This window comes from Pseudoalteromonas sp. ASV78, assembly GCF_047806705.1.
Taxonomy (GTDB): Bacteria; Pseudomonadota; Gammaproteobacteria; order Enterobacterales; family Alteromonadaceae; genus Pseudoalteromonas; species Pseudoalteromonas prydzensis_A.
Genome location: NZ_JBLOPA010000001.1, coordinates 3,452,094 through 3,470,781, shown reverse-complemented (window position 1 = coordinate 3,470,781; position 18,688 = coordinate 3,452,094). Strand labels below are relative to the sequence as shown.

The following is an 18,688-nucleotide window of genomic DNA, read 5'->3' as shown; positions in this document are numbered from 1 at the left end:
CAATCAATTAATGATGAGCCCATTCAACTGAATCTAAATCAACACCTTCTTGATGCATTTCCCAAAGAGGTGACATTTCACGTAAGCGACCGATAGAGCTCTTCATTAAATTGACGGTATAATCAATCTCTTCTTCGGTAGTAAAACGACCAATACTGAAACGAATTGAGCTATGTGCTAATTCATCGTTACGGCCAAGCGCACGTAATACATAAGAAGGCTCTAAGCTTGCTGAAGTACAGGCAGAACCTGATGATACAGCAATATCTTTAACAGCCATCAATAACGACTCACCTTCAACAAAATTGAAGCTGATGTTAACAATTCCTGGTACTGATTGGTCCGGCGTACCATTAAAGTACACTTCTTCCATATCAGCCATAATGCCATCAATTAAACGCTTACGAAGCGCGCTGATGTGTGCATGGTCTTTTTCAAAATCTTGCTTAGCAATTTTAAATGCTGTACCCATACCAACAAGTTGATGTGTTGCTAGTGTACCTGAACGCATACCACGTTCATGACCGCCACCGTGCATTTGCGCTTCTAAACGAGCACGCGGTTTACGGCGCACATATAATGCACCGATGCCTTTAGGGCCATATACTTTGTGCGCTGAGAATGACATAAAATCAACTTTAAGTTGTTGTACGTCGATTAACACTTTGCCCGCGCTTTGCGCTGCATCAACGTGGAACATGATTTTACGTTCACGACACATTTCACCAATCGTCGCGATATCTTGAATCACACCTAGCTCGTTGTTTACGTGCATAATGCTTACTAATACGGTGTCGTCACGCATAGTTTGTTCAAGCTTTTTCAGGTCAAGCAGGCCGTTTTCTTCAACGTCCATATAAGTAACTTCAAAACCTTGACGCTCTAGTTCACGACAGGTGTCGATCACTGCTTTATGCTCAGTTTTAGCGGTAATAACGTGCTTACCTTTCTTTTTGTAAAACTGTGCTGCGCCTTTAATTGCAAGGTTGTTTGATTCTGTCGCACCCGAAGTGAAAACGATTTCACGTGGGTCTGCGTTAATTAAATCTGCGATATCAGTACGCGCCTGATCAATCGCCTCTTCAGCTTGCCAACCAAAACGGTGTGAACGCGATGCAGGGTTACCAAAATTGCCATCCATTGTTAGGCATTGCATCATTTCTTTTGCAACACGCTCGTCAACTGGCGTGGTTGCTGCGTAATCTAAATAAATCGGTAACTTCATTTCTTTCTCCGCTGGACGCCAACCTATAGTTGGCAGCTTACTTGAATATTTTCCAATTGCTTAATTGCATTGCTAACGTTGCTATTTTGGCGAGATGCAACTGCTTGCACATCTGATTGTTCCACCAACTCCGCAAGAGTAATACCATTTAAAAAGTCTTCTATTCGGGCGCTTAAATCTGACCATAAGGTGTGCGTTAAACAACGCATACCGCTTTGACAACCGCCAGTTGCACCATGGCAACGGGTTGCATCTATTGATTCGTCAACAGCATTGATCACATCACCAACCGAAATAGCATGCGTTTCACGACCTAGTAGATAACCACCACCTGGGCCCCGCACAGAGCTAACCAAACCATTTTTACGTAATCGGGCAAATAACTGCTCAAGATACGACAACGAAATTTCTTGTCGCTCTGAAATATCGGCAAGGGGAACTGGCCCTACATTTGCGTGTAGCGCAACATCAAGCATCGCTGTCACGGCATATCTGCCTTTTGATGTTAACTTCATTGAGCCCCCGCACTAAAGAGTGCAAATTTTAATTACCAGAGTAAAATAGTCAAGTATTATATAAAGACTAGGTTCTAGGTTCTACAAAGTTTATATAGCTCGATTCTAGTCAAGCTATTCCTAGCACCTATATCTTCCTAGCCCCTCAATTCACTTCAATACCCGACTGTTTTAGTCAAGTATTGTGTTCATTGTAATTACCTGAGTAATTTAGTCAAGTATTAGCAGCAAATAGTCTTATAACTTTCGCTTATTTAGTAGACTTATTTATTGAGGTCAAAATACCGCGCAAGATATTCAGCTCTGCATCTTCTGGACGCGCGCGGTTAAATAACCGACGCAGCTTGGTCATTACCATGCCTGGGTGCTGTTTGATGATAAAACCAGTATCAAAAAGGGTTTTTTCTAAGTGCTCATAAAATAGCTCTGTTTGTTTTGAGCTTGGGTAAACCGCATCGTCTTCTTGGCTTACTTTAGGTTGTTGCGTTAAAAACGCCATACGCGTTTCATAGCATAACGTTTGCACCGCCATAGCTAAATTAAGTGAGCTATATTCTGGATTGGCAGGGATACACACATGGTAATTACACAACTGTAATTCTTCATTGCTCAAGCCACTGTTTTCACGACCAAACACTAATGCTACTGGACCATTCACGGCTTCAGCCACTAGTTTTTCGCCACACTCACGCGGCTCAACCATAGGCCATGATAAGGTGCGTGAACGCGCACTCGTGCCAATCGTTAGCGCACAATCAGCAATGGCCTCTGCCACTGTATCAACAATCACCGCATTACCTAGCACATCAGTAGCACCCGCGGCTAATGCGCTGGCGTGGCTGTCGACTTCACACGCAGGATCAACTAAATAAAGTTTTGATAAGCCCATGGTTTTCATTGCGCGGGCTGCTGAGCCGATGTTACCTGAATGCGAGGTGTTTACTAGAACAATACGGATGTCATCTAAGATCATTGCGGTGCTACTTTAACTCATACAAAAAATTGCGCGGATTATAACACGGATGTTAGCTATCAGCTATCAGCTATCAGCTATCAGCTATCAGCTATCAGCTATCAGCTATCAGCTATCAGCTATCAGCTATCAGCTATCAGCTATCAGCTATCAGCTATCAGCTATCAGCTATCAGCTATCAGCTATCAATTTTGATTTTTGCCTTTAGGGCTGTCAACATTTTTGATAACTCAACAGTTTCATTTATCCATTGCAAACCAATATCTTTGTTTATGTAGTTTATATCTATTCCTATATAGATCTGTGTTCTCGTTTCTGCTAACGAAGATCTGGATATATCTAAAAACCGTAACTTCTCTTTATCACTTTCACGAGTCATGCCTTCAGCTATATTACTAGGTACTGATAAACCAGATCGCGTTAACTGATTTCTAAAGCCAAAATCATTTAGATCGATTGTAAGTTTATAAATATCTGCACTTAATCTTGCTGAGCGCTTCCATACATCAAGGTTCTCAAAATTCATTGTATTGTCCATTTCACAAGCATGGTAAATATATAGGAACAATAACTTTAAAATGCAAATGTGTGATCCGACGGCTGACGGCTGACGGCTGACGGCTGACGGCTGACGGAAAAACATACTCATAAACCTCTTCGCGAACAATGATGTACAAAAAACACTCCAAACAATTTGGGGTTTATTGTTTACTTTGTGGCAAAAATCGCTAGAATACGCCGGCTGAAATATATAAAACGTTCTTTTACAACCCAAAGGTAACACCATGCATCCAATGTTAAACATTGCGGTTCGCGCTGCGCGTAACGCAGGCAAAATTTTACTTCGCGCTGGCGAAGATTTATCAAAAGTTGAAGTGCAACAAAAAGGCACTAACGATTTAGTAACCAATATTGATAAAGAAGCCGAAGCCGTAATTCGCGACACAATTTTACAGTCTTACCCTACTCACTCTATTGTTGGTGAAGAACTAGGTGAGCACGTAGGCAAGGATGCAGATTACCAATGGATTGTTGATCCTATTGATGGCACTACAAATTTCATCAAAGGCATTCCTCATTACGCGGTTTCTATCGCACTTAAAGTTAAAGGTCGTTTAGACCAAGCAGTTATCTACGATCCAATTCGTGGTGAGCTGTTTACTGCTTCTCGTGGTCAAGGCGCACAACTAAATAGCAAACGTCTTCGCGTAAGTAAAACTACCGTTCTTTCTGGTACTGTACTTGCTACAGGTTTCCCATTCAAAAACAAACACCATATGGATGCGTACACTGAAGCATTCAAAGCATTGTTTGTTCATACGGCTGATATTCGCCGTGCCGGTTGTTCTGCGCTAGATATGGCATACGTGGCAGCTGGCCGTGTTGATGGTTTCTTTGAAATTGGTTTAAAACCATGGACTTCTGCTGCAGGTGAGTTAATGGTTAAAGAAGCTGGCGGCATGGTTGTTGATTTTGCTGGCGGTAATAACTATAACCACAGCGGCAACGTCATCTGTGGTTCACCTAAATTAACACAAGCAATGATCCGTGAAATTCGCCCAGTTTTATCTGAAGCGTTACTGCGTTAATCATTAGCACTGGTAAGTGACCAGAGTTCAGGTTAAATATAAAAAGGAGCGTAGGCTCCTTTTTTAATGTTCAAAATATGGGTTTTCTAATTTGATCTCTATGCTATTAGCAGTATCAAATGGCAAGGCCTTTAAATCCTCAGCAAAATACTGCGCAAATAGCTGATCAAAACTACCGTTTTTCTGCATTATTGCCAAGCCCTCAGTAAGGTGTTTAGCAAGTTCTGGTTTACGCTTTGACACAAAGTAATAAAATGCGCTTGGGTAGCTAATATAGAGATTGGGCACAATCACTAACCCTTCGTTCGTCTTTTCTTTTAGCTCTGAGGCTACTTCTATGAAAGAACGGGGAAAATAATCAACCCGCCCCGTCAACACGATATTAAACATAGCTTGATAATTAGCAAACGGGCGTACTGGTAAACCATTATGTGCCAATATTTTTGTGTCTGGCCAGTCATGGCCTTGAATTGCAGTGAACCCTTTAAGTTGCTCTTGAGTGTTAATCGTTGCAAAGCGATTAACCGACTCCCGCTTGGTAACAAGTGCCCGCTTACCTATATAGCCTTTAAATAACGGTACTTTAATAGCGATAGCGAGCGTTTCGCGCTCAGGACTGGTCATACTCCAGTATAAATCAACACCATTGTCCTCTAACGCAATAAGCGTACGTTGCTGATGCGGATGCACAATCACAGTTTCTAACTGGGCGGAGTAATTAGCAGCAGCCAGTGCTCGCTGTAGTAACTCTTTTAAGTATTCGTCTCGCTGATACAAAGCCCTTGGCTCTTGGCCGATAGTCAGTGTTTCTGTTGCGGTAACTTTATCACTGTATAATGCGTAGCTAATAAATGCTAAAAGTGAAATAAATGAGGAAAAATAGCGAGTCATAGTTATTATTTCTAGTTTTAGGCGTGTTGGCCTGCAAGGTTTAGATAAAGCTACATGCTGGTGAGTAAATACTCAAGTAAAACAGCTCGCCCTTAAATTTATTTCATATGACTTGTTTTTCCGGGCTTAACCGCACAACTGCAAGTGCGGGGCCACGTCGTTTACATAAAAATAGATAACTGTGACGATAGCGCTTCGCTTCTTTTTTAGCATCGGTTGCCAATGCAGCAATTTGATGGCTATTAGTGCATTGCTCTAAATCCGGCTCAACAACGCCAATTGATAACGTAAGCAGTGGTACAAATTGCTTTTCACCTTCACGGTTAGTGGCCCAATAACCACCACTAGCAATATGCTCTGGCGTAAAAAAAGCCCGTGACTTTAACTCAAAGTCACTAATTATTTGGTTACAAACCGCCTCGGCATCATCACCGTCAAATACCACCATAAAATCATCGCCGCCAATATGGCCAACAAAGCTTGGTATGGTACTGCATGCCTGAGTAGTCACATCCGCAAGCAACTTGATAACGCTGTCTCCACTGGCGTAACCATATAAGTCATTGAACTGTTTAAAGTGATTTAAATCAATATAAGCGAGCGCAAAGCCATGCTTGACTCTTAACCTATGTTCAATTGCTTCATTTATTGCCACATTGCCGGGTAACATAGTAAGTGGATTGGCATGTTGGGCATGGCGTATTTTTTCTTCGGTAATGTGCTTTAAAATATCGCGAAGTGGTGCAAGGCCCAAGTATCGTCCAGCACGCGTGATGATAATATGGCGACGAATATCAAAGTCATTTTCTGTTATTTGCTGGCTCACTGTATCAAGCAGCTGGTTCTCATCAACCACCAAAGGTTGCTTATGCATTAATGCCGTGACGGGTTGTTTATCATATAAAGCGTGACCATAAGGCGCTGCAAATACTTCTGTCAGCTGGTCTTTGTGCAATAAGCCAATCGGTTGCGAATCTTGGTTGACGACAGCAATACTGATGATTGCTTTATCTTTTTCAAAAATATTATGGGCATCTTTACAGCGGGTATGACTATCGATGGATAGTTGTTCAACAGCCAGCCAACCGATTGCCATTGACTGCTCAAACTGATCAGCTAATGGGGTAAAATTTAACTGCTGCAATTGAGCTGAGTTAAATTCTGCACTTGGTCGTAAGCTTGGCCGTTCCAGCAAAAACCCTTGCGCATGTACTATACCAAGCCCCTCCAATAGAGTTAACTCTTCAGCTCGCTCTATTCCCTCTGCGATCACCGCCGTTTTAGTCACTTTAGCGAGTTCAATAATGGATTTTAAAAACTCTTTTTTAACCACACTTTCGTCGCAATGATCAATAAAGTAGCGATCAATTTTTACATAATCAGGACGTAATTCTGACCACTGCTTTAATCCTGAATAACCAGCACCTAAGTCATCAATGGCGATTGAAAAACCAAGCTTGCGATAGTGGGCAATGGTTTTCAGTAATAAAAACCCATCATCAACTTTTTCTTGCTCGGTCACTTCAATAACCACTCTATTGGCGGCTAAACCAAATTGTTCAACAAGGTGTAATGTTTCACCTTTAGGGTGGCATGGATCAAGTAAAGTTTTTGGGCTGACATTTAAAAACAATTTGCCTTGCAGCTTTAGTTTGACAAAGTTTTCGATCGCTTTTGAGCGGCATAACAGCTCAAGTTCTGAGATTTTATCGTAGTCTACCGCCGCACTGAATAGTGCATTGGGCATTTCTAGAGCGCAATTTTTAGGGCCGCGACTTAATGCTTCGTAACCTAATATTTGCTGCTCAGCAATATCAAAGATGGGTTGAAATAATGTGGTAATTTCACTGTTTTTTAAGATATTTTCTAATATACCTAGCTGAGCACTCACTATTATTAACCCATAACTTCATTAAGAGACGATTAAAGTAGCAAGAGCGTATGACAATTTTATGGCAGCACTGCGCCGCTGTTAATAATTAGCTAGTTATTAAATGCTCGCTCAACTTGTTCAAAGTGCGCTATTACTTCAATAATATCAAGCTCCGCATTTTGATAAGCATGTTGCTCGACTAACCCTAAGCGTGCACTCGCTTGCACTGTCGCTGAGTGAACTAATAAGTCTTTGCCGTGATAACACACAGGATAGTCAAATTCGGGGAGCTTACCATCGCCATGATAGTCGCTGTTAATTTCAGCCAATGGCAATGCAGAGATCACCGTAGCCACTTCGCTCAGCGCATCTAAATACTCAGTACATTGTGGATATTTAACGATAAGCTCTTTAAGTAACGCCTGCGATAAGGTTACTAACTCTGCCGATTCAGCCTCTAAGCTGGGCGCGTCTTTTTTCGCACGAATACTATTAAGCAAGTTATTGGCTTGCTGTGGGTATTGTTCAAATGCGCTTAATTGCACAGGTTTAGCGGCATTCTCAGCCTGCTGAGCTGTTAAGTTGTTATCGCATCCGCTAACAATAATTAGACTACTAGCGACTAAAAGTGGCTTTAACATTTGTTGGTTACATCAATACTGAATCAATAACAATTATTATAGGAAATATTGCGTTTCATAAATAGCAATAATTAATAACATGCCTTTCAAGCTGCGCGGCATAAAGCTCGCTTATTTCAGTAATGCCTAGCAACAAAAAACCGCTCAATGAGCGGTTTTTTAATACAAACTTAGTTGCCCTAATTAGAGCAAGACCTATGGCATAGCGTCTAAGTCTGCACCTTCTTTTTCGATCACTTCTGGTATTAAATCTTCTTTACTTACACCCATCGCAATCGCAACGGCACTAGCAACATAAATTGAAGAATAAGTACCAATAAACACACCAAATAACAATGCTGTAGCAAAACCATGAATAGTTTGGCCACCCCAAACAAACAAGGCAATCAAGACTAAAATAGTGGTGATTGAAGTTACTAAGGTACGGTTAAGTGTTTGCGTTAATGAAATATCGATGATCTCAATGGTGTCGTCGATACGCACTTTACGGAAGTTCTCACGAATACGGTCAGATACAACAATCGTATCGTTCAGCGAGTAACCTATTACTGCTAGGATTGCTGCCAGGATTGTTAGGTCGAACTCTAAACCTAACACTGAGAACAAACCAAGCGTAATAATTACATCGTGCAGTAGTGCTGATACAGCGCCCACCGCAAAACGCCATTCAAAGCGAAATGCAACGTAGATCAAGATACAAATCAGCGCAGTTAACATGGCAAGGCCACCCTGCTCTTTTAAGTCTTCACCAACACTTGGACCAACAAACTCGATGCGACGCATAACTACGCTATCGTCTGCTATTTTAAGTGCCTCAATAACTTGGTTACCAATGACTTCCGCTTTCACATCATCACCGCGAGGTGCTAACCGTACTAGAATCTCTTGGCTTGAACCAAATAATTGCACCGATGCATCTGCAAAGCCGTTTTCAGCGAGTACTGAACGTACTTTCTTTAAGTCTGCCGGTTGGGCAAAACCAACTTCTACTGCGGTACCGCCAGTAAAATCTAAGCCAAAGTTTAAGCCTTTAACGAAGAACGATGCGAACGAGGCCAAAATAAGTAGCGTTGAGATGCCCATAGCAACTTTGCGCAGCGACATAAACCCTAAAGTTCTGCCGCCTAATTTTAAAATTTGCATATCTGCTCCTTAAATTGACAGCTTATCAATGCGCTTACCACCAATACATAAGTTGATCACCGCACGGGTACCAACAATGGCTGTAAACATTGAGGTGATAATACCAATCGCGAGTGTTACTGCGAAACCTGCAATTGGACCTGTACCCACTGCGAATAGGATAACCGCAGCAATTAAGGTGGTAATATTGGCATCAAAAATCGTACTAAAAGCACTGTCGTAACCATGATGAACAGCCTGTTGTGGGCTACGACCGTCAACAAGTTCTTCACGAATACGTTCAAATATTAGCACGTTGGCATCAACGGCCATACCTACGGTTAATACAATACCGGCAATACCTGGCAGTGTTAATGCAGCACCTGGAATAAGTGACATCACACCAACAATTAAGACTAGGTTAGCTGCAAGGGCAATGTTTGCCACTAAGCCAAAGCCTTTGTAATAAACCAACATAAAAATCAGTACGAATAAGAAACCTAATGCAACGGCGGTCATACCCGCTTCAATATTTTCTTGTCCTAAGCTTGGCCCTACCGTACGCTCTTCAACAATTTGAATTGGCGCAACCAGCGCACCTGCACGCAGTAATAAACTTAGATTATGTGCTTCAGCAGGGTTATCAATGCCAGTGATACGGAACGAGCGATCAAGACGTGCTTGAATCGTTGCTACGTTGATTACTTCTTCCACTTTAATTGGTGGCAATGCTTTACCGTTTGCGTCTGTTTTTCCTGAAGGCTTGTACTCAATAAATACGGTAGCCATCCGCTTACCAATCGCACGTTTAGTAAAGGCATTCATTTTTGCGCCGCCTTTACTATCAAGGCTAATACTTACTTGCGGGCGTTGGTATTCATCAGCTCCAGATTGCGCGCCAGTAATATGGCTACCTTCTAGAATGATGCGTTTTTTCAGCACCACAGGATAACCATCACGGCTCATGATCATTTCTGTGCCAGCAGGAATACGCCCCTGTGCCGCAGCTGAAGGATCTGCATTTTCGTCGACTTCACGAAACTCAAGGGTAGCTGTGGCACCTAAGATCTCTTTCGCTCGGGCAGTATCTTGCACACCAGGTAGTTGCACAATAATACGCTCAGCACCTTGGCGCTGCACGTTCGGCTCAGCAACACCTATTTGGTTGATACGGTTACGAATAATGGTTTCGTTTTGCTTAATTGCATAGTCACGAATTTCCTTTAGCTTTTGGTCACTAAGGCTGGCATAAAATGCATTATCGTTTGAGCTATCATCAATGAAGATGTGTAATGGGTAACGTGACTGTAAGAAGCGCTCTGCGGCGTCTTTGTCTGCTTCGTTACGCATTTCAACGCGAAGACGTTCAGTGCCCGCTACGCGACGCACGGTACGATAACGCAGTTTTTCTTCACGTAGGTCACTTTTGTAATCTTGATCCATTTGCTCCAGCGCGTTATCAACCGCTGTCACCATGTCGATTTCCATCGTAAAGTGAACACCGCCACTTAAATCCAAGCCCAATTTCATTGGATTGCCACCAAGGGCTTTTAACCAATGAGGTTGCGCCGGGGCCATGTTAATGGCTGAGATGTAATCGTCGTTCAATGAATCACGCAATAAATCTTGCGCTTTAAGTTGCTCTTCAACGTTTTTGAAACGGATCAACACTTGGCCGTTTTCTAAAATTACTGACTTAACGGTAACGTTGTGTTTTTTGAGGGTCGCGTTTACTTTGTCTACGACACTGAGATCGGCATCGGTTCCTTTAGTACCTGAAATTTGTATGGCCGGATCACGGCCATACAAATTAGGTGAGGCATATAAAAGACCTATCGCAATCACAGCTAGAACAAGTAAATACTTCCATACTGGAAACTTGTTTAACACGTGGGCGTCCTTATTTTTATTATTATAGCGACTTCATTGTGCCTTTTGGCAATACTGCTGACACTGCTGATTTTTGTACAGTTACTTCAGCTTGATCGTTAAGTGAGATAACGATGAAGTCTTTATCTTCAGAGATTTTAGCAATTTTACCCACTAAACCACCTTGGGTTAATACTTCATCGCCTTTAGCCATCGCGTTCATTAGCGCTTTATGCTCTTTTACACGCTTAGCTTGCGGGCGGTAAATTAAGAAGTAAAATACTAGACCAAAAATAGCTAGCATAATCAACATCTCATAACCACCACCGGCTGGAGCTGCACCTGCCGCACTTGCGTGGGCGTTTGAAATAAATAAACTCATAACACTTCCTCTTTAATTTTTAAAATTTAATTTGTGGTATCTGCAAGCTCTGGCACTGCTTGGCCGCGGCGTGCATAAAAATCATTTACGAATTCATCTAACTTGCCTTCGCTGATCGCATTACGCAAACCTTCCATAACACGCTGATAATAACGTAAGTTATGAATTGTGTTTAGTCGTGCACCTAAAATTTCGTTACATTTATCAAGATGATGTAGGTATGCACGGGAATAATTCTTACAAGTATGGCAATCACACTCTGGATCCAGTGGACCAGTGTCTGTTTTATGCACTGCATTGCGGATTTTCACAATCCCACCCGTAATAAATAAATGGCCATTACGAGCATTGCGGGTTGGCATTACACAGTCAAACATATCGATGCCGCGACGAACAGCCTCAACTAAATCTTCTGGTTTACCTACGCCCATCAGGTAACGCGGTTTGTGCTCTGGCATTTTATACGCACAGTGATCAAGAATGTTAATCATCTCATTCTTAGGTTCACCCACAGATAAACCACCCAGTGCATAACCATCAAAACCAATTTCTTCTAATCCGGCTTGTGATTGCGCGCGTAACTCAGGGTACATACCGCCTTGGATAATACCAAATAAAGCGGATGGATTATCACCATGGCCTTCTTTTGAACGTTTCGCCCAACGCAGTGATAACTCCATTGACTCTTTAGCTTCTTTTTCGGTGGCCGGATAAGGCGTACATTCGTCAAAAATCATTACGATGTCTGAGCCTAAATCGCGTTGCACTTGCATCGCTTTTTCTGGCGATAGCATGATTTTTTCACCGTTTACGGGGGAACTAAATAACACACCTTCTTCAGAAATTTTCCGCATTGCACCTAAACTAAAAACTTGGAAACCGCCTGAATCAGTCAGGATAGGGCGATCCCAGTTCATAAAACCATGTAAACCACCATGCTGTTTGATGATTTCAGTACCAGGGCGTAGCATTAAGTGAAACGTATTACCTAAGCAAATATGCGCACCAGTGTCTTTTACTTCATCCGGGGTCATGCCTTTAACCGTGCCGTAAGTACCTACTGGCATAAATGCTGGCGTTTCGACTACGCCTCGATCAAAAATCAAGCGGCCGCGGCGGGCTTTACCGTCTGTACGGTCTAATTCAAACTTCATATCATCCTCAAATGTCAGAAAAACAGTCCAACAAGCTATAATTTAACCGCTCGATTCTATCATTAGTTAACGCAGCAATACTATTAATTGGGCTAAAAGCGATAATTAAAAGTGTAAAAAGTAAAACTAAAAAGCCCAACATCAAGCTGGGCTTTAAAATAATCAGCTGCGGTGGTTATTTGCGGGTTAAGAACATCGCATCGCCGTAGCTAAAAAAGCGGTATTTTTGTGCAATTGCGGTTTGGTATGCACTCATAATATTATCTTGCCCAGCAAACGCGCTAACCAGCATGATCAATGTCGATTCCGATAAGTGAAAATTAGTCACCATGGCATCAACCACATTAAATTGGTAACCCGGATAAATAAAGATATCAGTATCGCCAAAGTAACTGGCTAATTGGCCGCCATGTATTTTAGCCGCCGATTCTAATGAACGAACAGACGTCGTGCCTACCGCAATCACTCGCCCGCCATTAGCTTTAGTTGCTGCAACAGCTGCCACAACATCATCGGGTACTTCAATGTACTCTGAGTGCATTATATGATCATCAACCGAATCTACCCGCACCGGCTGAAATGTCCCCGCGCCAACATGCAAAGTAACAAAGGCCATGTTTACGCCCTTCGCTTTCAATGCCGCCATGAGCGAATCATCAAAATGCAGGCCAGCGGTTGGTGCTGCAACCGCACCTGGTTTTTCACCATATACGGTTTGATAACGTTTGCGGTCTTCATCGGTGTCTGGGCGATCAATGTACGGCGGTAAAGGCATATGGCCAATATCATTTAAAATCTCCAGCACGTTTTGCTCAGCTGTAAATTCCAACTCAAACAATTCGCCATGGCGACCCACCATAGTCGCTTCTGCTTTGCCTTCGAGAATAATAGTGGTGCCTGGTTTGGGCGATTTACTGGCGCGTACATGGGCAAGCACCCGATGCTCATCCAGCACTCGCTCTACCAGTACTTCAAGTTTGCCGCCAGATGCTTTTTGGCCATACATTCGCGCAGGGATCACTTTAGTATTGTTAAATACCAACAAGTCATTTTCATTTACTAAATCAAGAACATCGCTAAATATTTTATGCTCTACAGTGCCACTTGGGCCATCTAAAGTCAGTAAACGGCTGCTGGTTCGGTCCTGCTTAGGAAAACGAGCAATTAATTCATCAGGTAGGTCAAAGCTAAAATCAGCCACGCGCATAGGATATATCCAGATCAAAAAAGTCGCACCAAGTTTAACTGTATCGCGCTATTAGCTCAACCAACGGCTTTAATAAAAATACCCTGCAATGTTCTCTTGTGGTTCAAGACAAATGGCATTATTCTACTGAACTGAATTAAAGCTGGGTTGAAAAGAGGTATGACATAATGGCTAAGCAGCTAACTTTGCTGATATTAAATGCCAGTGTCGCTGAGCGTCAGGCAGTGAAGTCAACCTTAAGTCGACTCAATGTGTTTACGTTTCTTGAAGTAGCCGATAGCCAGCAAGCCCTCGAAATTCTAAAATCTCAAGCTGTTGATGTCATTATTACTGGGCTCAATGTTGGCAAAATCGACGGTTGGCGGTTCTCGCGCATGATCCGCTCAGGGCTATTAAAAACCCCAAAAAACACCCCCATTGTACTCACTCCCCCTATTTATTGTGAGCGCATAGCAGAAACAACCGCACGTAGTTATGGCATAGATGCGGTGCTGCCTTTTGAACGCCAAGACATGCTGCCGCAAGTGTTAGCCAATGTGTTATCCACGCATTTAGAAAAAAGCAGTCGTTTAGACTTATTGCTGCTTGAAGCCGATAGCGTTAAAGCGGCTAAAATAGCAGAACAATTACAGCTTAACTTTGCCTGCACCCATGTTGCTAATAATAAACAAGCCTTATCTATCTATTTACAGCAAAAGTTTGCCATTGTGCTACTTGATGCAACCGCAGCGTATGCGGGAGCTGCAAGCCAATTAGTTGAAGAAATTTTACAGCATAATCCAAAGCAAGCCATTGTAACGATTATTGATACAAAAGATGCAAACCATGCTGAGCAACTGTTACTTTCTGGCGTCACTGACTTCATTCGCGCGCCCTACGAACATTCATTGCTAACCAAAGTGTGCGACCATGCGGCGCGGCGCGAAGATTTTATGGTCAGTTATGCTGAATTTGCACAAAAGGTTGAACAACTAAGTCAAAGTCAGAACCGTTATAAAGAGCTGTTTTCAGCCCATCAGCGGATATTGCTGCATCTTAATACTGTGGTGCTTGAGTTTGATCAACAAGGCCGAATTCGTTTTATCAATCCAGCGTGGGAGGCGCTCAGTGGTTTTGGTATAAAACAAACCTTGAGCAAAGCACTCTCTGACTTTTGTATTAATGACTGTAAAGACAAGCTACTTGATACCATTAGCAGTATTTTGCAAGGCGGCGCTTTGCAACAGCAAGTAGAAGTACAAATTATTCATAAAGATGGCCGCGCTATCTGGGTTGAATGTCGGTTACAGCTGATCAAAAACAGTAGTAACGCTGCAACGATTACCGCCACTATCGATAATATTCATGAGCGCAAACAAGCTGAATTACAACTGCGCCATTTAGCCTTACATGACACTTTAACCGGTTTACATAATCGCTATTATTTTGATCAGCAACTGAATCGAATTTGCCAATCACAACGCACCTATGGCGACATAGAGCATGCCTTAATTTATATTGACCTTGATCACTTTAAAATAATTAATGACAGTAAAGGCCACCAACAAGGCGATATTGTTCTTAAAGAAGTTGCGCAGCTATTTACCGCCAACATCAGTAATGAACATTTAGTGTGCCGTATTGGTGGTGACGAATTTGCCGTGATCTTAAAAAATATGAATTTGCTTGATGCGCACTTAATCGCAGAAAGCATTTGTATGGCGATTGAAGGTCACCAGTTTAAATCTGAAGAACAAATTTATTCTATCAGCTGCTCAATTGGCTTAACGCAAATAACAGCCGCCAACCACGATCCGAGTGAATGTTTAAAACAAGCCGATATTGCCTTATATGTTGCAAAAAGCTTGGGCCGTAATTTAGTGCATTGTTACTCAAAAGAAGATGCTAACCATAACACCTTACAAGCTGGCTTAGAGTGGGGACACAGTATTCGTCAAGCACTGCAGCAAAACCAAATTGAATTGCATTACCAGCCAATTTGGGACTTTAAACAAGGTGGCGTTGCTTATTTTGAAGCTTTGTTGCGCTTAAAACTCGACGGCGAACTCATCTACCCCAATCAATTTATTCCGTCATTGGAATTATTAAACGATACTTATTTGATGGATCAATGTGTGATCAGTAATGCAATAGCTGCCATCGCTGCCAATCCTGAACTAAATCAAGTGGCGATTAACCTCTCGGCGCAATCGTTTTTAGATGAACGCTTATTACCGCATATCGAATCCACCCTTGAAAAATGTCAGGTCGTGCCGACTCGGGTTATTTTTGAAATCACCGAATCGGCCAGTATTAATAATCTAGCGGCAACAAGAACAATGATTGAAAAACTCAATCGCTTAGGCTGCCACTTCTCAATTGATGACTTTGGAACTGGCTTTAGTACCTTTAATTATCTTAAGCAACTACCTGCGCAGCACGTTAAAATAGATGGCTCGTTTGTTCGCGATATGCTCAATGATCCTATTGATTTAGCGCTAGTTAAAGCAATTAATGATATTAGTCGCTCGCTGGATAAGCGCTCAGTAGCTGAATATGTGGAAAGCAAAGAGATTTTTTTAGCGCTGAAAGAAATTGGCGTTGATTATGGCCAAGGCTACTTTATTTCTCGTCCAGTGCCGGTAGAAAAAATAAAACATCAATTACAAAAAATTTCTGAAAACAAAACTTTTTACGAACAACCACCTAGCTAAAACGATTACATTTTCACACCATTCAGCGTGTTTTTTTACTTCCATCTTAGGATAACTCATCTATACTTTGCCTATCGGCCGATCAATGTCCTGCTATTATGATGATTATCAAAAAATAACATGACATCATCGAATGACCACAACATACTACGGAACAACTAACATGTTGTTATTAGTATTATTGTCAATTTATGGAGTGAATTATGACGCAACTAATCGTGCTATTACTAGTGGTAAACTTAGGGATAACTTACCAATGCTACCGTTATGCCGAACGTAAAGGCTACCCGGTAACAACATTTACTTGCTTAGGACTGATCCCCTATTTTAATTTAGTGGTGTGGGTGTATTTATTGTTCTTACCCGATATTACGCCTTTCAATAAACAGTTTGAATATGAAGTACATAATGAAAAGCAGCCTTTGTAAACGGCTGCTTTGTTGGTCAGGGATAGTTGTTAATTGAGCGCAGTTAATCAAAATTGATAGCTAATTGCCTTAAGGGCTAAATCACCGGCTTTAATGTCGCCCACTACGCACTTTTTGATATCGGCTTTATTGAATACTTTGATCAAACTTTTGTTTTTATCAGCCAAGCCTTTGAGTACAAAACTGACATGCTCATCGTTTGGTAAACTACGCAAGCCGCTGCCATAGTCACAAAGCGTTAAACTAATACTGTGATTGACCTGTGTGAGCAGCTTTTGCTGCTCTGCGGCTTGCTGTTTTTCACGCTCAGCTTGCTTTGCGTTTATATCTTGGCGTAATTGCTGTTGCTGTTTAGTAAGTGTGGTTTGTTGCTTTTCAAGCTTAGCGATCTCTTTTTCGAGTGCTTTTTTACGTTGTTCAAGCTCTTTGGCTTCGGCGCTATTATCATGGCGGCTAGCAAATTCTAAATCTCGTTTTTCACGTTCCAAATCACGCAAGTCACGGCTAACATCACGTTCTTGCTCAGCAATGTCGCGCACTCGCTCTGCACCTTCGCGCATAACTTCCATCGCTTGTTGGTAAGCTTCTCTTGATGATTCAACGGCTTGCTCACTTAATACTTCAACATGATCACTAATGAATTCAACACTGACATTTGAAAAATCAATATCGGGTAAAGGTGGCAACGGCGCATTTGGCGCGTGACTAAAAATTGTCTGCCAACGGCTTGCGCCTCGCACATCCAACTCAAATACCACACCTTGATCAATAAAGTAATTAGCTGAAATTGCGCGGATTTTTTTATCCGTGTCCTGCTTTAAGGCGCTGCTTAAAATGTTTTCCATAATACCGACTTCACGCTGGATAGCGGCCAATTCTGCAGGGGTTTTTGCCTGTAGATTGCCAGCGGCACAACCAATAACCGCCATGATAACGCTGCTGATAAGTTTTTTATTCATGCTCTTTGCTCCTAGTTTTTCGCAATCGCGGCCATTGGCTGCTCTTGTACTTGTTCGGCTAAGTCGTTTAGCTGCATCCGCAGATACGCTTGATCTTGAGCACGTTGGGTTTTGATATAGGTAAGTAAGCTATTTAGGTCTTCTTGGCGTTCAACACGTCCTGTGGCAATCGTCTCTTTAGCCAGTTGATACATTTGCTGCTGCTGTAATTCATTTTGCGCCGTGATAATTTTTTGCAGCTGATCAATTTGCTTTTGTTGTGACTCTAATAGCTGCGTTTGTTTTGCGACCTGATCCAGTAATTCTGGTGCCTGTTGCTGCGGCATAATTAAAAAGACTAGCGCACAAATCATTACTGATGCTGCAACAGCCCACACACCGGCTATACCAAATACGCCCACAGACGCAACCTGTGGCATTGTTGATTGACGATCCCATTGTGGTACTGGTACTGTTTTATATTCGCTGCTATGTTGCTGCCAAGCCTGTGCCTGACTCATCAGCGCACGGTATTCTGGGTCATTTTCAAGCTGCTGTAATTGCGCATCACTCAAAACGTTACCCTCTAACCATTGCTCAAAAAGTGCCTCTAAATTAGCCATCGACGGCCTCCAAATGAACTTTTAATTTACCTAATGCACTGTATAACCGTGACTTGGCGGTATTTGTGGAAATATCGAGTTGCTCAGCAATCTCTTCAAAGGTGCAATGCTGAAAAAACTTTAGCTCCACTACTAAACGTTGCTCCCACGGTAAGTTATTTAACATCGTTGTTAATTGTTGATGTTGAACTTGCACTAACTGATTGCTCTCCAGCTCGCTGTGCTCACATGCCTGTTCAGGCACTTCATCAAGACTCTGAAAATGCTTGCGACGACGATAATACTCAACGCTACGACGGTGTACTATTTGGAAAACCCAAGTGTTAAAACTTGATTCACCACGAAAGCTTGGCAAACTTTTATACACAGAAATAAACACCTCTTGCATTAAATCCATGGCATCATCAGGGTTACTAAGCATCCGCAAGCAATAGTTATAAACTTGGCTTTCATGCTGTTTAACCAGCTTAAGCCAGGCGCGTTTATTTCCTTGCTGTGCTTTGGCGATTAATGTTTCTAGTGATTGAAAAAACACGGTTCTCGATGCTTAGTTATATTACTTATT

General features: G+C 42.1%; 18 protein-coding genes. 3 read left to right on the top strand and 15 right to left on the bottom strand.

Translation table 11 applies throughout. From position 1 onward, the window contains the following. Positions 1 to 7 precede the first annotated feature (7 nt). The 4 genes from ACMVDV_RS15805 to ACMVDV_RS15790 form a co-directional block, all read right to left on the bottom strand. Positions 8 to 1,225 (bottom strand): IscS subfamily cysteine desulfurase, encoded by a 1,218-nt coding sequence (locus ACMVDV_RS15805; RefSeq protein WP_304184659.1) that lies wholly within the window; start codon positions 1,223 to 1,225, stop codon positions 8 to 10. A 23-nt stretch (positions 1,226 to 1,248) separates the two neighbouring features. Then, positions 1,249 to 1,740, bottom strand: a complete 492-nt coding sequence (gene iscR / locus ACMVDV_RS15800; protein WP_304184657.1) for a Fe-S cluster assembly transcriptional regulator IscR — start codon at positions 1,738 to 1,740, stop codon at positions 1,249 to 1,251. A 250-nt stretch (positions 1,741 to 1,990) separates the two neighbouring features. Then, positions 1,991 to 2,713 (bottom strand): tRNA (cytosine(32)/uridine(32)-2'-O)-methyltransferase TrmJ, encoded by a 723-nt coding sequence (gene trmJ / locus ACMVDV_RS15795; protein WP_416158747.1) that lies wholly within the window; start codon positions 2,711 to 2,713, stop codon positions 1,991 to 1,993. Positions 2,714 to 2,891: 178 nt separating this feature from the next. After that, entirely contained in the window at positions 2,892 to 3,239 is a 348-nt protein-coding gene (locus ACMVDV_RS15790; protein ID WP_304181502.1) for a four helix bundle protein, read from the bottom strand. A gap of 259 nt (positions 3,240 to 3,498) precedes the next feature. Between ACMVDV_RS15790 and suhB the strand changes: the two genes are divergently transcribed. After that, positions 3,499 to 4,302: an inositol-1-monophosphatase gene (gene suhB / locus ACMVDV_RS15785; RefSeq protein WP_416158746.1), complete on the top strand. Its 804-nt coding sequence runs from the start codon at positions 3,499 to 3,501 to the stop codon at positions 4,300 to 4,302. 63 nt (positions 4,303 to 4,365) lie between these two features. Here suhB and ACMVDV_RS15780 read toward each other — a convergent pair whose 3' ends face one another. The 8 genes from ACMVDV_RS15780 to queA all read right to left on the bottom strand — a co-directional run bounded on the left by ACMVDV_RS15780 (position 4,366) and on the right by queA (position 13,441). Continuing rightward, positions 4,366 to 5,193, bottom strand: coding sequence for a substrate-binding periplasmic protein (locus tag ACMVDV_RS15780; RefSeq protein ID WP_416158745.1), 828 nt, complete (start codon positions 5,191 to 5,193; stop codon positions 4,366 to 4,368). A 103-nt stretch (positions 5,194 to 5,296) separates the two neighbouring features. Then, entirely contained in the window at positions 5,297 to 7,084 is a 1,788-nt protein-coding gene (locus ACMVDV_RS15775; protein ID WP_416158744.1) for a GGDEF domain-containing protein, read from the bottom strand. Between the two features lie 92 nt (positions 7,085 to 7,176). Continuing rightward, complete coding sequence (locus tag ACMVDV_RS15770) at positions 7,177 to 7,707, bottom strand: hypothetical protein (RefSeq protein WP_416158743.1); 531 nt, start codon at positions 7,705 to 7,707, stop codon at positions 7,177 to 7,179. A gap of 195 nt (positions 7,708 to 7,902) precedes the next feature. Then, positions 7,903 to 8,850: a protein translocase subunit SecF gene (secF, locus tag ACMVDV_RS15765; protein ID WP_304181494.1), complete on the bottom strand. Its 948-nt coding sequence runs from the start codon at positions 8,848 to 8,850 to the stop codon at positions 7,903 to 7,905. Between the two features lie 9 nt (positions 8,851 to 8,859). Then, positions 8,860 to 10,719, bottom strand: a complete 1,860-nt coding sequence (gene secD, locus ACMVDV_RS15760; protein WP_416158742.1) for a protein translocase subunit SecD — start codon at positions 10,717 to 10,719, stop codon at positions 8,860 to 8,862. A 22-nt stretch (positions 10,720 to 10,741) separates the two neighbouring features. Continuing rightward, on the bottom strand, positions 10,742 to 11,080 hold the full coding sequence (yajC, locus tag ACMVDV_RS15755; RefSeq protein ID WP_016709184.1) for a preprotein translocase subunit YajC: 339 nt from the start codon (positions 11,078 to 11,080) through the stop codon (positions 10,742 to 10,744). A gap of 26 nt (positions 11,081 to 11,106) precedes the next feature. After that, positions 11,107 to 12,234, bottom strand: a complete 1,128-nt coding sequence (tgt, locus tag ACMVDV_RS15750; protein WP_416158741.1) for a tRNA guanosine(34) transglycosylase Tgt — start codon at positions 12,232 to 12,234, stop codon at positions 11,107 to 11,109. Positions 12,235 to 12,409: 175 nt separating this feature from the next. Further along, positions 12,410 to 13,441, bottom strand: coding sequence for a tRNA preQ1(34) S-adenosylmethionine ribosyltransferase-isomerase QueA (gene queA / locus ACMVDV_RS15745; RefSeq protein WP_416159103.1), 1,032 nt, complete (start codon positions 13,439 to 13,441; stop codon positions 12,410 to 12,412). Positions 13,442 to 13,608: 167 nt separating this feature from the next. Here queA and ACMVDV_RS15740 point away from each other — a divergent pair, with 167 nt between their 5' ends. Both ACMVDV_RS15740 and ACMVDV_RS15735 read left to right on the top strand, forming a co-directional pair. Further along, positions 13,609 to 16,134, top strand: coding sequence for an EAL domain-containing protein (locus tag ACMVDV_RS15740; RefSeq protein ID WP_416158740.1), 2,526 nt, complete (start codon positions 13,609 to 13,611; stop codon positions 16,132 to 16,134). A gap of 203 nt (positions 16,135 to 16,337) precedes the next feature. Continuing rightward, complete coding sequence (locus tag ACMVDV_RS15735; protein WP_283709952.1) at positions 16,338 to 16,562, top strand: hypothetical protein; 225 nt, start codon at positions 16,338 to 16,340, stop codon at positions 16,560 to 16,562. Positions 16,563 to 16,609: 47 nt separating this feature from the next. Here the strand turns inward: ACMVDV_RS15735 and ACMVDV_RS15730 are convergent, their stop codons facing one another. Genes ACMVDV_RS15730 through ACMVDV_RS15720 form a run of 3 tightly spaced genes read right to left on the bottom strand, consistent with a single transcriptional unit; the run spans position 16,610 to position 18,658 of the window. After that, a complete protein-coding gene (locus tag ACMVDV_RS15730) occupies positions 16,610 to 17,521 on the bottom strand; it encodes a hypothetical protein (protein ID WP_416158739.1) in 912 nt (303 codons plus the stop codon). An 11-nt stretch (positions 17,522 to 17,532) separates the two neighbouring features. After that, positions 17,533 to 18,123, bottom strand: a complete 591-nt coding sequence (locus tag ACMVDV_RS15725; RefSeq protein WP_416158738.1) for a hypothetical protein — start codon at positions 18,121 to 18,123, stop codon at positions 17,533 to 17,535. Next, complete coding sequence (locus ACMVDV_RS15720) at positions 18,116 to 18,658, bottom strand: RNA polymerase sigma factor (protein WP_416158737.1); 543 nt, start codon at positions 18,656 to 18,658, stop codon at positions 18,116 to 18,118. The genes ACMVDV_RS15725 and ACMVDV_RS15720 overlap by 8 nt, the downstream gene beginning before the upstream one ends. Positions 18,659 to 18,688: the final 30 nt, after the last annotated feature.

What these genes read in the sequence shown, in the direction of transcription:
- ACMVDV_RS15805 (WP_304184659.1), bottom strand. Translation starts at nt 1,225, where the DNA reads ATGAAGTTACCGATTTATTTAGATTACGCAGCAACCACGCCAGTTGAC.
- iscR (WP_304184657.1), bottom strand. Translation starts at nt 1,740, where the DNA reads ATGAAGTTAACATCAAAAGGCAGATATGCCGTGACAGCGATGCTTGAT.
- trmJ (WP_416158747.1), bottom strand. Translation starts at nt 2,713, where the DNA reads ATGATCTTAGATGACATCCGTATTGTTCTAGTAAACACCTCGCATTCA.
- ACMVDV_RS15790 (WP_304181502.1), bottom strand. Translation starts at nt 3,239, where the DNA reads ATGAATTTTGAGAACCTTGATGTATGGAAGCGCTCAGCAAGATTAAGT.
- suhB (WP_416158746.1), top strand. Translation starts at nt 3,499, where the DNA reads ATGCATCCAATGTTAAACATTGCGGTTCGCGCTGCGCGTAACGCAGGC.
- ACMVDV_RS15780 (WP_416158745.1), bottom strand. Translation starts at nt 5,193, where the DNA reads ATGACTCGCTATTTTTCCTCATTTATTTCACTTTTAGCATTTATTAGC.
- ACMVDV_RS15770 (WP_416158743.1), bottom strand. Translation starts at nt 7,707, where the DNA reads ATGTTAAAGCCACTTTTAGTCGCTAGTAGTCTAATTATTGTTAGCGGA.
- secF (WP_304181494.1), bottom strand. Translation starts at nt 8,850, where the DNA reads ATGCAAATTTTAAAATTAGGCGGCAGAACTTTAGGGTTTATGTCGCTG.
- yajC (WP_016709184.1), bottom strand. Translation starts at nt 11,080, where the DNA reads ATGAGTTTATTTATTTCAAACGCCCACGCAAGTGCGGCAGGTGCAGCT.
- tgt (WP_416158741.1), bottom strand. Translation starts at nt 12,234, where the DNA reads ATGAAGTTTGAATTAGACCGTACAGACGGTAAAGCCCGCCGCGGCCGC.
- queA (WP_416159103.1), bottom strand. Translation starts at nt 13,441, where the DNA reads ATGCGCGTGGCTGATTTTAGCTTTGACCTACCTGATGAATTAATTGCT.
- ACMVDV_RS15740 (WP_416158740.1), top strand. Translation starts at nt 13,609, where the DNA reads ATGGCTAAGCAGCTAACTTTGCTGATATTAAATGCCAGTGTCGCTGAG.
- ACMVDV_RS15735 (WP_283709952.1), top strand. Translation starts at nt 16,338, where the DNA reads ATGACGCAACTAATCGTGCTATTACTAGTGGTAAACTTAGGGATAACT.
- ACMVDV_RS15730 (WP_416158739.1), bottom strand. Translation starts at nt 17,521, where the DNA reads ATGAATAAAAAACTTATCAGCAGCGTTATCATGGCGGTTATTGGTTGT.
- ACMVDV_RS15725 (WP_416158738.1), bottom strand. Translation starts at nt 18,123, where the DNA reads ATGGCTAATTTAGAGGCACTTTTTGAGCAATGGTTAGAGGGTAACGTT.